Annotated in this window: 10 protein-coding genes; 9 read left to right on the top strand and 1 reads right to left on the bottom strand. The window is 68.7% G+C overall.

Annotated elements, in window-relative coordinates; genetic code table 11:
• Positions 1 to 5 precede the first annotated feature (5 nt).
• A complete protein-coding gene (locus IPF36_RS15765) occupies positions 6 to 2129 on the bottom strand; it encodes a sigma-54-dependent Fis family transcriptional regulator (RefSeq protein WP_255519795.1) in 2124 nt (707 codons plus the stop codon).
• A gap of 280 nt (positions 2130 to 2409) precedes the next feature.
• Between IPF36_RS15765 and IPF36_RS15760 the strand changes: the two genes are divergently transcribed.
• The 9 genes from IPF36_RS15760 (at position 2410) to IPF36_RS15720 (ending at position 14015) form a co-directional block, all read left to right on the top strand.
• On the top strand, positions 2410 to 3525 hold the full coding sequence (locus IPF36_RS15760) for an aminomethyltransferase family protein (protein WP_195428690.1): 1116 nt from the start codon (positions 2410 to 2412) through the stop codon (positions 3523 to 3525).
• Between the two features lie 26 nt (positions 3526 to 3551).
• Positions 3552 to 4133 carry a dimethylamine monooxygenase subunit DmmA family protein gene (locus IPF36_RS15755; protein WP_195428689.1) on the top strand — a complete coding sequence of 194 codons (582 nt, stop codon included), beginning with the start codon at positions 3552 to 3554 and terminating at the stop codon, positions 4131 to 4133.
• Positions 4130 to 5092, top strand: a complete 963-nt coding sequence (locus IPF36_RS15750; protein WP_195428687.1) for a PDR/VanB family oxidoreductase — start codon at positions 4130 to 4132, stop codon at positions 5090 to 5092. Before IPF36_RS15755 ends, IPF36_RS15750 begins: the two co-directional genes overlap by 4 nt.
• Positions 5093 to 5108: 16 nt before the next feature.
• Positions 5109 to 6152, top strand: coding sequence for a DUF3445 domain-containing protein (locus tag IPF36_RS15745; RefSeq protein WP_135706842.1), 1044 nt, complete (start codon positions 5109 to 5111; stop codon positions 6150 to 6152).
• Between the two features lie 118 nt (positions 6153 to 6270).
• The gene (locus tag IPF36_RS15740) at positions 6271 to 8463 is read left to right on the top strand and encodes an FAD-dependent oxidoreductase (RefSeq protein WP_195428685.1); all 2193 of its coding nucleotides are present in this window, start codon (positions 6271 to 6273) and stop codon (positions 8461 to 8463) included.
• Positions 8464 to 8567: 104 nt separating this feature from the next.
• Positions 8568 to 10778, top strand: a complete 2211-nt coding sequence (locus tag IPF36_RS15735) for a (Fe-S)-binding protein (protein WP_195428683.1) — start codon at positions 8568 to 8570, stop codon at positions 10776 to 10778.
• 11 nt (positions 10779 to 10789) lie between these two features.
• Positions 10790 to 12259 carry a hypothetical protein gene (locus IPF36_RS15730; protein ID WP_195428681.1) on the top strand — a complete coding sequence of 490 codons (1470 nt, stop codon included), beginning with the start codon at positions 10790 to 10792 and terminating at the stop codon, positions 12257 to 12259.
• Entirely contained in the window at positions 12256 to 13056 is an 801-nt protein-coding gene (locus tag IPF36_RS15725; RefSeq protein WP_135706838.1) for an electron transfer flavoprotein subunit beta/FixA family protein, read from the top strand. The genes IPF36_RS15730 and IPF36_RS15725 overlap by 4 nt, the downstream gene beginning before the upstream one ends.
• Entirely contained in the window at positions 13053 to 14015 is a 963-nt protein-coding gene (locus IPF36_RS15720) for an electron transfer flavoprotein subunit alpha/FixB family protein (protein ID WP_255519794.1), read from the top strand. The genes IPF36_RS15725 and IPF36_RS15720 overlap by 4 nt, the downstream gene beginning before the upstream one ends.
• Positions 14016 to 14101 lie beyond the last annotated feature (86 nt).

Genomic DNA, 14101 nt, shown 5'->3' with positions numbered 1-14101 from the left:
CTAGGTCATGGCAAGGCGCTGGCTTGCGCCTCGCCCTGCAGGTATGCCGGCATGTCATCGGTGGCGCCCGCGTTGCGCGCGGGGGGGTCCGCCTGCGAGACCCTGATGCAGAGCTGGTGCATCTTGCGGTACAGGGTATTGCGGCTGAGCCGCAGCGTGCGGGCCACGGTGCTGACGTTCCAGCGGTGCGTCTCCAGCAGCTCCAAGATGGTCCGGCGCTCGTTGAGCTGGATCGCGTTGAAGCGCGGCAGGTTCTCTTCGTCCGTGCCCGCTGAACATTGCGCGCTGCCGGCCTCGGCGCGCGAATCGGCACGCGCATGGGCGCCCGAATCGGCCGCGCGTGCGCGGCGCGCCCGTGTGCTGCCGTGCACGATTTCCGGGGGTAGTGCCTCCAGGCACAGGCGATCGCCGTCGCACAAGGCGGCGGCGGTGCGCAGCACGTAGCGCAGCTGGCGCAGGTTGCCGGGCCAGTCATAGCGCATCAGGGCCTGCTGGGCTTCGGGCGCCAGCGTGGGCGCGGCGTGGGGGGCCGCTTCCTCGGCCAGGATGGTGCGGATCAAGGCGAGCCGGTCGGTCCGCTCGCGCAGCGGCGGCAGGCGCAGTTCGACCCCGCTCAGCCGGTAGAACAGGTCTTCGCGGAAGCGCCCTTCGCCGACCAGCTCGGCAAGGTTGCGGTGGCTGGCGCTGATGAGCTGGAACTCGACCCGGGTCGCGCTCTCCGAGCCCAGCGGGGTAACCTGGCGTTCTTCCAGCACCCGCAGCAGGCGAGCCTGCAGCGCCAGCGGCATGTCGCCGATCTCGTCGAGAAAGAGCGTGCCGCCGTCGGCCTGCAGGATCTTGCCGCGCCGGCCCTCGCGCTGCGCGCCGGTGAACGCGCCCGCGCGGTAGCCGAACAGCTCGCTCTCGATCAGCGCTTCGGGCAGCGAGGCACAGTTGATGGCCACGAAGGCGCCCTGTGCGGCCGGGCTGGCCGCGTGCAGCGCATTGGCGAAGACGTCCTTGCCGGCGCCGGTTTCGCCGTGCAGCAGGATCGGCACATTGCGCTCGATCACGCGCGTGGCGAGCCGGATCTGCGCCTCCATGCGCGCATCGCCAGCGGCCAGGCGCGACAGCGCATGCTGTGCCGCGGCACGTTGGTGCGAGGCGGGCGCGGCGGGCGCCGCCTGCGCGGGCCGGCCCGCGCCGCGCACGATCGCGCGGGCAGGGCGCGGATCACACGCTTGCGGCGGCTGCTGCGCCACCATGAAGAAGCGGTTTGCCGCCTGCGTACGGTAGATCGGCACCGGATGGAAGGACTGGCGTGCGCTGCGCGCCACTAGCTCGTCGAGCGACGTCATGAACAGTTCGTCGATGCGCTTGCCACGCAGCGCCTGCAGCGTATGGAAGCCAAGCTGGTGCAGCGCACTGCGGTTGGCGCCCAGCACCGCACCGTCCTGATCGACCGCGAGCTTGCCTTCGCCCGGCGTGTAGACCAGCTCCGACTGGCTGTGGAAGCGGATCGGGAAAGCATGGCGAAAGCGCGCATCGAACAACCGGTTCTCGATGTTGCGGCAGGACATGGCCACCAGCACCAGCGAATGCTGCTGCTGCAGCGGCGAGCGGCTGGTGACGTCCAGCACGGCGCACAGCTCGCCGTTCTCGTCGAAGATCGGCGCGGCCGAGCAGGTCAGCGAGGTATAGCGCCGGAAGAAGTGCTCGTCGTGCCGTATCGCCACGGCACTGCCTTCGGCCAGGCAGGTGCCCATGCCGTTGGTGCCGGCCTCGCGTTCGCTCCAGATCGCGCCGACGCGCAGCCCTTCCGGCGCGATCTCGCGCGCGAACGGATCGGAGGCCACCAGGTGCATGATGGCGCCCTCGGCGTCGGTCAGCATCACGGCCATGTCGGCATCGGCCAACTGCTGGTGGAGCGTGCTCATCTCCAGGCGCGCGCAGCCGGCCAGCTCGCCAAAGCGCTCGCTGCGCTCGCGCAATTCAGTCGCGGTCAGCACCGGGGGCGCGGGGCGCAGCTCGGGGTCGAGCCCATAGTCGCGCAGGCAGCGCGTCCAGGAACGCACCACCGCCGCACTGACCTCGCACGCCGCGAGCGGCTGGGCTACGGCCTGCGCGATGCGATGGGCATGCGTGTCCATGGTCCTGTCCATGCACCGGTCCGTGCTCCTGTTCGTGCCCAGAAGCGGCTGGGTCAGGGTCATCATGTCTTCCTCCTGCTGGGCTTGCGCACTGGCTTGGGATGGAGTCTGCGCAACGGGGCCGGGCCCGGGCAATACCCAATAGGCGGTAGCCCGGTCGGGGCCAGGGTTTGCACGGGGTACCGCTACTACCTAGGAGGTAGTGCCAAGGGGAAATTGTTGGGGAGGTAGGTGCCAACCATACTCCGCCAGACACACCGAACCCATGCGGAGACAACCGATGACCCGAGAGTCCACCCTGAACGTACGACACCGCGAGCTTGGCTCGAAGCTGGACGGCGACACCTGGAACGACATGCCGATTCCCTGGCGTTACCAGCGCGATCCGCAGGACGAAGTGGTGGCGGTGCGCACTGCGGCAGGCCTCTATGACATCAGCGGCCTGAACATTGTCAGGGTGTGGGGGCCGGACGCCGCCGCGGTGATCGACAGGATGGTCCCGATCGACGTGCGCCGGCTGCGCCCGGGCACGGCGCGCCTGGCAGCGGTGGTCGACGAGAAGGGCGCCGTCAGCGACGACCTGATGGTGATCTGCGACGGCGAGAACCAGTACCGCCTGTCGCACGGCAGCGGTGACACGCAGCAGAAGCTGGCCGCGCTCTCGCAAGGCCGCGACATGCAGTGGGAGCAGGACTTCGACGTCCATATGCTCTCGCTGCAAGGGCCGCGCTCGGCTGCGATCCTGAAGGCGCATATCGGCATCGACCTGGCCACGCTGCCTTACTTCGCCCACCGCGAAACCACGCTGTTTGGCCGCAAGATCGTGATTTCCCGCGGCGGCTACTCGGGCGAGGAGGGTTTCGAGATCTCCTGCGCAGCGGCGGATGCCGTGGCGCTTTGGGACGCCATCCTCGAAGCGGGCAAGCCGCACGGGCTGATTCCGTGCTCCTGGGATTCGCTGGAACTGGCGCGGATCGAGGCGGCGCTGCTGTTCTACCCCTTCGACATGCCCGAGGGCGACACCACGCCGTGGGAGGTCAACCTCGGCTGGGCCATCGATTCCGACAAGGCCGGCGACTACGTGGGCAAGGCAGCGCTGCTGGCGGCCCGGGGCAAGGAGCGCTTTTCCCAGGCCGGCGTGGCGGTGCGGCTCGATCGCGCGGTCGAGGCCGGGGCCAGGATCTTCGTCGACGGCAAGGAAGCGGGCGTCGTCACCAGCGCCACCTTCAGCCGCTACCTGATGCAGTCGCTGGCGCTGGTGCACCTGAAGCCGGCGTACAAGGCACTGGGCACCAGGGTCGAGATCCGCGACAGCACGGGCGCACATGTGGCCACCGTGACCAAGACGCCGTTCTACGATCCGCAGCGCCTGCGCACGCAGATCAAGGCGGCCTGAACGGCCCCGGGGCGAAGGAGCTTGCCATGCTGGTGACAGGGATCAAGAGCATGCCGGTGTACCGCGCACTGCAGTTCGACCGCAGCGGGCACACGCACCTGGCGGTGGCGTGCGGGGCGGGCGCAGAGGCCCTGCTGCGCCTGGCCGCGCAGGCCAGCCGGGCGGGCTCCGCGGCGCCGGCATGCGAGCTGCTGTACGCCCCCGCGGCCAGCGCCGACCTTGCCGAAGGCGTGCGCGCGGCCTGGCCCGGCGCCACCATCGCCGCTTCCGGGCACGCATTGCTCGCGGCGCTGGCGCAGGCCCTGGCGCGCCAGCCGATGGGGCTGCGCTTCTACGCCGCCGGCGACGAGGACTTCCTTGCCCAGGCGAGCCGGAGCGCCGAGCAGCATGGGCTCGATCCCGACGAGATGCAATGCGAGCACGTGGCCCCGGCCGCGGCGCGCCGTGTGTACTGCATCCATTGCCACACCTGCAACGCGGCGGTGAGCGGCAGCCTGGCGCCTTGCGCGGGCTGTGGCCGCACGCTGCTGGTGCGGGATCACTATTCGCGCCGGCTCGCCGCCTTCATGGGTGTGATGGCCGACGCGGAAACCCCGGGGGCAGCATGAAGCCGCAGGAATCCATTCCGGTGCGCGTGGCAGAGATCGAGCCGGTGACGCCGCTGATCAAGCGCTTCACCCTGCAGCATGCCGACGGCGGCGCGCTGCCGCGCTTCTCCGGCGGCAGCCATATCGTGGTGGAGATGCAAGGCCACGACCGGCTGCACCGCAATCCGTACTCGCTGATGAGTTCGCCCTGGGACGGTGACCACTACCAGATCGGTGTGCGCCGCGTGGACGAAGGGCGCGGCGGCTCGCGCCACATGCATGAACGGGTCACGGTCGGCTCGGTGCTGCGCGTGTCCGCGCCGGTCAATCTCTTTCCGCTGCTCAAGACCCGGCGCAAGCACATCCTGATCGCGGGCGGCATCGGCATCACGCCATTCTTTTCGCACCTGGCGGAGCTGGAGCGGCTCGATGCGGCCTACGAGCTGCACTACGCCGTGCGCAGCCAGGAACATGCCGGCTTCGCCGTCGAGCTGCAGCGGATCGCCGGCAGCAAGCTGCATCTCTACGTGGAAGAGGGCGGCAATCAGCTCGACTTCGCCACGGTGCTGGCGGGGCAGCCGCTCGGCACCGATGTCTACGTGTGCGGGCCGGCCGGCATGATCGACGCCGTGCGCCAGGCGGCGCGCGCGGCGGGGTGGTCGGACGGCCACGTGCATTGGGAGCAGTTTCTCGCGCCGCAGCCCGGCGTCCCGTTCGAGGCGGTGCTGGCGCGCAGCGGCATCACCGTGCAGGTCGGCAGCGAGGTCAGCCTGCTGGAAGCCATCGAGGCGGCCGGCGTCAGGGCGCCTTACCTGTGCCGCGGCGGTGCCTGCGGGCAGTGCGAACTCGAGGTGCTGGAGACCGACGGCGAACTGCTGCATCGCGATCACTATCTCTCCGCCGAGGAACGGGCGGGCGGACGCAAGCTCATGCCCTGCGTCTCGCGGGCGCGCTGCCAGCGCGTGGTGCTGGCCATCTAGGAGGCGAGGAAGCGCGATGGAAACCATCTTCAAGCAGGACGAAACCTATCGCGGCGATTTCGTCTATAGCAACAGTCCCGCTGCGATCCGGCGCTTTCCGTTTCCGTTTGCCGAAGACCGGTACATGTACTCGGTCAATATCGAGCCCCACGCCGCGGGGCCCGCCGGTAGCGTCACCGAGCATCCCTTCGACATCGACGAGCATTACCTCGGCGAATGCCGCGAGCGCGCGCTGGTGCTGGCGCAGGACCCCGGCCGCTGCATGGCGCTGCCGCACATGATGGAAGCGCAATGGGACACGCTGGAGCTGATGATGACCTCGTTGGCGGCCAGCCATCCCGGCCATTTCCAGTTGCGACGCGACGGCGCGCACTGGACCTGGGAGAACCGCCTGCTCGGCCTGGAACAGCGCTTCGTCTTCGGCGACACCGCCTCGCTGCCGCAGCCGCCGCTGGAGTACATCCTGCGCCAGGTGCAGGGCGACTGGGTGCTGATGGACCAGCGCCAGGACAACCTGTTCATGGATGCCGGCATGGTCACCACGCAGGCCGACTGGTCGCTGGACTTTGACCTGGGCATGAGCTTCACCGAATGGCACGGGCCGGTGCCGCTGGCGCACGAGCTCGGCATCTTCGACCGCGCCCTCAAATACCTGCTGCACCTGCGGGTGGGCGGGCCAGTGCGCCGCCTGAACTGGACCATGACCATCCATCCGCGCCTGGATACATCGCCGGAGCGCTATTGCGACTGGGGCGCCGAGCGGGCCGCCGTCACCCGCGAAAACGCCGGCGAGCTGGTTCACCTGCGCGTGGAGCTGCAGACCTTGTTCCGCCTGCCGCGCAGCAATGCCATCGGCTTCGGCGTGCGTTGTTACCTGATCAGCCTGCAGGAGCTTGCCACGGTGCCCAAATGGGCGGCGCGGCTGCACCGCGTGCTGCGCACCTTGCCTGGCGAACTGGTCGACTACAAGGGGATCACCCGCTACCGCCAGGCGGCGATCGACTGGCTGGCGCCATTCGACGACGCCCGCATGCTCAGCGAAGGCACGGCGCCGGATTAGCGCAGCGCAGCCAGAGAACAACAACAGACGTCCCGATTCGATTCAAGGCGGAGCTCGCGCTCCGCGTTGCCTGCGACGCCCGAGAGCGATCGCCCCACAAACCGGCTGGAGACCATCAATGGCCCGCGACCCACGCTACGACATCCTGTTTGAACCGATCCAGATCGGCCCCAAGACACTGCGCAACCGCTTCTACCAGGTTCCGCATTGCATCGGCGCAGGCTCCACGCTGCCCGGATTCCAGGCGGCCCATCGCTCGATGAAGGCGGAAGGGGGCTGGGCAGCCCTCAATACGGAATACTGTTCGATCCACCCGGAATCGGATGACACGCACCGGATGTCCGCGCGGATCTGGGACGAGGGCGATGTGCGCAACCTGCGCGCGATGACCGACGAGGTCCACAAGTACGGCGCACTGGCCGGCATCGAGATGTGGTACGGCGGCGCCCACGCGCCCTGCATGGAAAGCCGGGCCACGCCGCGCGGCCCGAGCCAGTACGCCTCGGAGTTCGAGACCCTGACCTACTGCAAGGAGATGGACCTGCGCGACATCGCCCAGGTGCAGCAGTACTACGTCGATGCGGCCTACCGCGCGCGCGATGCCGGCTTCGACATCGTCTACGTGTACGGGGCGCACTCCTACCTGCCGCTGCAGTTCCTCTCTCCCTACTACAACAAGCGCACCGACAAGTACGGCGGCTCGCTGGAGAACCGCGCGCGCTTCTGGCTCGAAACGCTGGAGAAGGTGCGCCGCGCCGTGGGCGACGACTGCGCCATCGCCACGCGCTTCGCGGTGGATTCGCTGTACGGCGTGGCTGGCATCGAGGTGGAGCAGGACGGCATGAAGTTCGTCGAGATGGCCGACCACCTGCTAGACCTGTGGGACGTGGACGTGGGCGACATCGCCGAGTGGGGCGAGGACGCCGGTCCCTCGCGCTTCAACCTGCAGGGCCACCAGATTCCCTGGACCCGCTTTATCAAGCAGGTGTCGAAGAAGCCGGTGCTGGGCGTGGGCCGCTTCACCGATCCGGAAAAGATGACCGAGATCGTGACCAAGGGCATTGCCGACATCATCGGCGCAGCGCGTCCGTCCATCGCCGACCCCTTCCTGCCGAAGAAGATCGAGGAAGGCCGCATCGACGACATCCGCGTCTGCATCGGCTGCAATGTCTGCATCTCGCGCTGGGAAATCGGCGGCCCGCCGATGATCTGCACGCAGAACGCCACCGCCGGCGAGGAGTACCGCCGCGGCTGGCACCCCGAGAGGTTCGCGCGCGCCAAGTCCGACGATTCCGTGCTGGTGGTGGGCGCGGGCCCCGCCGGCTCGGAATGCGCGCGCGTGCTGATGGAGCGCGGGCACACCGTGCACCTGGTCGACACTGCGGAGAAGATCGGCGGCCACCTGAACCAGATCATCACGCTGCCCGGACTGGGCGAATGGGGCTACCACCGCGATTACCGCGAGACGCAGATCGCCAAGCTGCTCAAAAAGAACAAGCAGAGCCAGCTCGCGCTGGGCCAGAAGCCGCTGAGCGCCAACGCCATTCTTGAATACGGTGCCGAGAAGGTGGTCATCGCTACCGGTTCGCACTGGGTGACCGACGGCACCAACTGCCTGACCCACGACCCCATCCCGGGTGCCGACGCCTCGCGCGACGACCAGTTGACGCCGGAGCAGGTGATCGCCGGCAAGAAGGCGATCGGCAAGCGCGTGGTCATCCTCAACGCGGACACTTACTTCATGGCGCCGAGCCTGGCCGAGAAGCTGGCGACTGCCGGCCACGAGGTCACCATCGTCAGCGGTGTGCACCTCGCCAACTACATGCACTTCACGCTGGAGTATCCGAACATGATGCGGCGCCTGCACGAACTGGGCGTCAACGAGATGGGCGACCATTTCGCCAGCCGCATCGAGCCGGGCCGCATCGAGATCTACAACATCTGGGGCGACGGCTCGCGCCGCACGTACCGCGGACCCGGCAAGTCCCCGCGCGACGAGAACAAGACCCATCGCTGGCTGGAGTTCGACTCGCTGGTGCTGGTGACCGGCCGCCGCTCCAACGACGGCCTGTACCGGCAGCTGAAGGCGGCGCAGGACCGCTGGGCCAGCGTGGGCATCAAGGAGGTCTACCTGATCGGCGATGCCGAGGCGCCGCGGCTGATTGCCGACGCCACCTTCGGCGGCCAGCGGCTGGCGCGCGAGATCGAGGAAGCCGACGCGCAGATCCCGCTGCCTTACCGCCGCGAAGTGCCGGTCTGGGGCGTGCCGCACAAGAAGGAAGGCACCTTCGAGATCATCTACAAGGTGTGATCCGCGGGGGGAGGGCCAGGCAGGCTGTGCCTGGCCCTCCTCGTCGCGCCGCGCCCCGCCGCGCCCCGCCGCTCCTCCACGCATCGACCCAGACGGAAGCCGCCATGTTCGCCGCAGACAAGTTCGACCCGCTCCAGATCACCCGGGTCCTGTTTGAAGGATTCTCGTCCCACGCCATCGTGCTGTTCTACCTGGTGGGCTTCGGCGCCATCGGCGTGTTCTGCTGGGGCACCTATGTGCAGGTGCGCAAGTACCGGCGTGGCCAGCCCCTGGGCGCGCCGCTCGATCTGTTCAAGCGCTTCCTGCAGATGTGCCGCACGGTAGCGAGCCATCGCACTATCGCCAGGCGCGATCCCGCCGCCGGGCGCGCGCACCGGCTTATCTTCTATGGTTTCGCGCTGCTCTTCATCGGCACCGCAACCATTACGCTCGACTACGACATCACGGCCAAGCTGTTCGGCATCAGCTTCTGGCACGGGAATTTCTATCTGTGGTTCTCGCTGGTACTGGATTGCGCCGGCGTGGCCATGATCGGCGGTCTCGTCTACATGATGGTCCGGCGCGGCTGGATCAAGCCGCCCAAGCTGGACTACACGCGCCCCGACCGCAAGCCCGGCGAGCCCGGCTACGACCGCAGCGGCTACCGCCGCGAGGACTGGGCCTTCCTGTGGACACTGATCGTCATCGGCGCGACCGGCTACGTGCTGGAGGCCGCCCGCCTGGTCTGGCTGCAGCAGCGGCCGGAGGTATGGGAGCTGCGGTGGTGGTCGCCGTTCGGCGCGGCGCTGGCCGAAGGCCTGCGCGCTGCCGGGCTGAGCGCCGCCGCGGCGGGGCTGCTGCGCACCGGCCTGTGGTGGTTCCACGGTTTGCTGGCGCTGACCCTGATCGCGCTGATTCCCTTCACGAAGGTCAAGCACATCTTCACCGCGGCCGGCTCGCTGATGTTGCGCGATCCGCTGGCCGCGCAGCGCCTGCCGCGCCAGGCCGCCACCGGCGACAAGGTGGGCTATACGACCATCACCGACTTTACCTGGAAGCATCTGCTCAACCTCGATGCCTGCACCAAGTGCGGCCGCTGCCATGAAGCCTGCCCGGCGCGCGCCGCAGGGGCGCCGCTGTCGCCGCGCGACGTGATCCTCTCGCTGCGCGAGTTCGCCAACGATGCCCTGCAGAAGAACACCTTGCCGGAGCAGGTCAAGCTGAGCCCGCACGGCAAGGATGGCGGCCAGGTGTTCATGGAGACCCTGTGGTCGTGCCGCACCTGCATGGCCTGCGTGGAGATCTGCCCGGTGGCGGTGGAGCATGTACCCATCATCGTGCAGATGCGCCGCAAGCTGGTGGAAGAGGGCGAGATGGAGCCGCAGCTGCAGAAGACCTTGCAGACCATCCACAAGACTGGCAATTCCTTCGGGGAATCCAAGCGCAAGCGCGCGGCCTGGACCAAGGCGCTGCCGTTCCAGATCAAGGATGCGCGCAAGGAGCCGGTGGACGTGCTGTGGTTCGTGGGCGACTACGCCTCGTTCGATCCGCGCAACCAGAAGGTCAGCCAGGCCTTCGCCACCCTGCTGCACGAGGCCGGCGTCAATTTCGGCCTGCTGTTCGAAGGGGAATCGAATGCCGGCAACGACGTGCGCCGCGTGGGCGAGGAAGGGCTCTACGAACTGCTGGCCGAAACCAATATCGCCACGCTGGGCACCGCGCAGTTCCAGCGCATCGTGACCACGGACCCGCATTCCTACAACACCATCCGCAACGAGTATCCGGACTTCGGCGGCAACTATGAGATCGAGCACTACACCAGCTTCGTGCAGCGCATGCTGGAGCAGGGCCAGCTCAAGGTGCGCCAGCCGCAGCATTTGCGCGTGACCCTGCACGATCCCTGCCACCTGGGCCGTTTCAACAAGGGCTACGGCGGCCCGCGCGAAATCCTGAAGCGCATCGGCTGCGAACTGGTGGAGATGCCGCGCCATGGCGACAACTCCTTCTGTTGCGGCGCCGGCGGCGGGCGCATCTGGATGCCGGATCCGGTCGGCGCCGAGAAGCCGTCCCAGCTGCGCATGCGTGAGGCGGCGGGCATCGACGGGCTGGAAGTCTTCGTGGTTTGCTGCCCCAAAGACCTGACCATGTTCGAGGACGCACTCAAGACCAGCGGCTATGAGGGCAAGTTCGTGGTGCGAGAACTGATCGAGATGATCCGCGACGCGCTGGCCGAGCCCATCACGCTGGAAGCCGAGGTTGCCGGTGCAGGTGCCGGTGCAGCCGCCCTGCGTGCTGGCGGGTCCGCCAGCACGCAGGGCGGCCTGGTGGAAGCCTGAGGCGCGCGGCGATGAAATTCACCGGTCGGCACTGGATGGAGCTGCTGCGGCGCGCGCGGGAAGACGCGGAGCCGTACCCCGCGGCCGCGCTCTATCCCTACGCCTCGGCGGTGCACCGGCAGTGGCTGGCGCCGCGCCTGTTCGAGGCGCGCCGCGACCGGCTGCTGCTGGCATCTGCGGCCTTCGTGGCGCCGCCCGTGCTGGCGCGGCTGGGTGCGGAAGCGCGCGACGATGCCATGGTCGGGCAGCGGCTCGCGCGCAATCCCGCCGCGCCAGCGGATTGCCTGGCTGCGCTCTGGCCGCGGGCGCGCAGCGAACGCATGCGACTGCTGCTGGCGCGGCACGCGCATATGCCGCGTGCGGTGCTGGCGCAGATCGCCGACGACACGGCGCAGGAGGATATCCTGTGCGCGCTGTGCGAGAACGCGGGCGTCGCCGCGGACGTGCTGGCCGCGCTGCAGCAGCGGCACTTGCCGGTCCTGCAGCGGCTGCTGGCCATCAACCTGGCCACCGGCGAGGCCACCTTGCAGGCTTTGTGGCGCGATGCAGGCCAGGGGGACGAGGGGGACGAGGGCAACGGCGTAGCGGTGCGAGCCCAGATCCTGTTGCATCCGCATTGCCCGGACAGCCTGCTGCAGGCATTGCCGGCATCGGCGCTGGAGCGGCGCTGCCTGGCGCAGCAGGCGCGGGCCCCGGGGACGCTTCTGCGCCAGCTCGCGGCAGATGCCGATCCCGCCGTACGTCGTGCGGCAGCGGCGCACCCGGCCATACCCGCCGATGCCTTGCTGGCATGCTGCTTCGACGGCGATGCCGGTGTGCGCCGCGCGGTGGCGGGGCGCAAGGACCTGGCGGCGCGCATGGCGGGCTGGCTGCTGGAGGACACCGACCCCTGGGTGCGCCGCACGGTGGCACGCAACCCCGGCTGCCCGGTGGACTGGCTGGTGCTGGCCGCAGCGGATCCAGAGCCAGAGGTGCGGCGCTGCGCGGCGCGGCACCCGGGCTGTCCTGCGGGACTGCTGGAGCGGCTGGGCGCGGATCCCGTCGCCTGGGTACGGGCCGGCGTGGCCTACCGCGATGACCTGCCGTTGCCGCTGCTGCGCCGCCTTGCACGCTGCACGGACGTCGACGTACTGGCGGGCGTGGCACGTCATCCCGGCACCTCGCCCGCGCGGCTGGCGACGCTGGCGGCCCACCCGAGCGCCGATGTCCGCCGCGCCGTGATCCTCAACCGGAAGGCGCCGCGTGGCGTGCTGCTGGTGCTGCGTCACGACGGCTACGCCTTGCACCGCGCCATGGTGATCGAGCATCCCAACCTGACGGACGCGGACCGTTGGCGCATGCGCGGCGACCCCGACGCGCAAGTCCGCTTCCGCATCTTCGGCCATTTCGCCCGGCTGGCGGGCATGCGCGCGGCGCCGGCGCGGCGCCAGGCCATGCCGCGAGCCATACAACAAGCAGCGCAGACGATGGAGACGATATGAAGATACTGGTGACGATCAAGCAGGTGGCCACGCTGGACGAGGACTTCGAGATTCGCGACGACGGCCGCGACATCGATCCCGACTTCCTGGTGCACGACCTGAACGAGTGGGACCACTACACCCTGGAGGAAGCCATGCGCCTCAAGGAGGGGCCGGGCGGCGAGGGCATCGAGGTGATCGTGGCCACGGTGGGCCCGGACAGCGCGGACGAAGAGTTGCGCAAGTGCCTGGCCAAGGGCGCCGACCGCGCCATCCGCGTCTGGGACGATGCGCTGGAGGAATCCGACCCCATCGCCGTGGCGCGGGTGCTGGCCGCGCTGGCACGCCGCGAGTCCGCCGACCTGGTGTTTGCCGGCGTGCAGGCTTCCGACCACGCCTTCGGCGCGACCGGCATGGCGCTCGCCGGGCTGCTGGATGCGCCCCATGCGGCGGTCGTTGCGACGCTGGAATACACCCCGGGTGATGGCAAGGCAACGGTGCGGCGCGAGCTCGAAGGCGGCACCTATGCCGCGGTGAAGATCGACACGCCCGCCGTGCTCACGCTGCAGCTCGGCATCAACACGCCGCGCTATGCCTCTTTGCGCGGCATCAAGCAGGCGGCCTCGCGGCCGATTGAAGTGGTGTCGCCGGAAGACATCGGCCTTGCCGCCGGCGAGGCTGGTGCGGCGGGCTCCCTGTCGCGGGTGCGGCGCATGTACGTGCCGGAGAAGGGCCGCGCGCAAATGATCGGGGGCACCCCGGCCGAGCAGGCGTCGCAACTGGCAAAGATCATCAAGGAATACAGGGGAGAAGCATGATGACGGGCATTCTGGTGGTAGGTGAGCATCGCAAGGGCGAGCTGCGTCCGGTCAGCCGCGAACTGGTCGGCCTGGCCGTCAGCCTGAAGGCGGCAAGCGGCCAGCCGGTGCGGGTGGCGGTGATCGGCGCCGATCCGGGGCGCTACGCCGAGGCACTGAAACTGGCGGGCGTGGATGAGATCGTGACGGTGCAAAGCGCGGACGATGCCTTCGATCCGGAAGTATATGAAGCGTCGGTGCGCGCGCTGATTGCTGCCGGCAAGCCGTCGCTGGTCTTGCTGCCGCATAGCGTGGATACGCTGGGCTATGCGGCGCCGCTGGCGGTGCGTGATGGCCATGGCTTTACCACCGACGTGTTCAAGGTCGAGCGCGATGGCGATGGCTGGGTGGCCACGCGTTCCGGATACGGCCAGAAGGTGAACGTCGAGATGGAGTTCCCCGATCGCGCCACCGTGGTGCTGACGGTACGGCCGGGCTCGTTCAAGCCGGTGGAAGCGGCCGGGACACCGGCGGTGTCCAGCCAGGCGGCACCGCAGGTCGCGCCGCGCAGCCAGCACCTGGCCTTCGAAGAGCCGGCCGGCGGCGACGATGTGGACATCCCGGGCGCGGACTTCATCCTCTCGATCGGACGCGGCGTGGGCGAGGAAGACAACGTCGAGCAGTTCAAGGAGCTGTCGGATTCGGTGGGCGCCACGCTGGGCTGCTCGCGGCCGATCGCCGATTCGGGGTGGCTGCCGAAGTCGCGGCAGGTGGGGCAGTCGGGCAAGACCGCCGCCAACTGCAAGCTGTACGTGGCGATGGGCATCTCGGGTTCGGTCCAGCACATGGCCGGCATGAAGCATGTGGACACCATCATCGCCGTCAACACCGACCCCGAGGCGTCCATATTCACGATTGCGAAGTACGGCATCGTGGGCGACATCTTCGATATCGGCAAGGAGCTGCGCAACCATTTCTGAGGTGGATGGTGCAGCAAGCCGACGGCGGGAACCTGCCGGCGGTGACCTTCCTCGCCCGGTTGCACCCGCCCTCCGTCCGCATGGGA

The organism is Cupriavidus sp. IK-TO18, assembly GCF_015549295.1.
Classification (GTDB): domain Bacteria; phylum Pseudomonadota; class Gammaproteobacteria; order Burkholderiales; family Burkholderiaceae; genus Cupriavidus; species Cupriavidus oxalaticus_A.
The sequence above is the reverse complement of the archived record's forward strand: the minus strand, read 5'-3'. Positions and strand labels throughout refer to the sequence as shown.

Excerpts from the sequence above, each read along its gene's own strand:
- IPF36_RS15750 (WP_195428687.1), top strand. The coding sequence starts at position 4,130 with ATGAAGCCGCAGGAATCCATTCCGGTGCGCGTGGCAGAGATCGAGCCG.
- IPF36_RS15740 (WP_195428685.1), top strand. The coding sequence starts at position 6,271 with ATGGCCCGCGACCCACGCTACGACATCCTGTTTGAACCGATCCAGATC.
- IPF36_RS15745 (WP_135706842.1), top strand. The coding sequence starts at position 5,109 with ATGGAAACCATCTTCAAGCAGGACGAAACCTATCGCGGCGATTTCGTC.
- IPF36_RS15755 (WP_195428689.1), top strand. The coding sequence starts at position 3,552 with ATGCTGGTGACAGGGATCAAGAGCATGCCGGTGTACCGCGCACTGCAG.
- IPF36_RS15720 (WP_255519794.1), top strand. The coding sequence starts at position 13,053 with ATGATGACGGGCATTCTGGTGGTAGGTGAGCATCGCAAGGGCGAGCTG.
- IPF36_RS15765 (WP_255519795.1), bottom strand. The coding sequence starts at position 2,129 with ATGGACACGCATGCCCATCGCATCGCGCAGGCCGTAGCCCAGCCGCTC.
- IPF36_RS15725 (WP_135706838.1), top strand. The coding sequence starts at position 12,256 with ATGAAGATACTGGTGACGATCAAGCAGGTGGCCACGCTGGACGAGGAC.
- IPF36_RS15760 (WP_195428690.1), top strand. The coding sequence starts at position 2,410 with ATGACCCGAGAGTCCACCCTGAACGTACGACACCGCGAGCTTGGCTCG.
- IPF36_RS15735 (WP_195428683.1), top strand. The coding sequence starts at position 8,568 with ATGTTCGCCGCAGACAAGTTCGACCCGCTCCAGATCACCCGGGTCCTG.
- IPF36_RS15730 (WP_195428681.1), top strand. The coding sequence starts at position 10,790 with ATGAAATTCACCGGTCGGCACTGGATGGAGCTGCTGCGGCGCGCGCGG.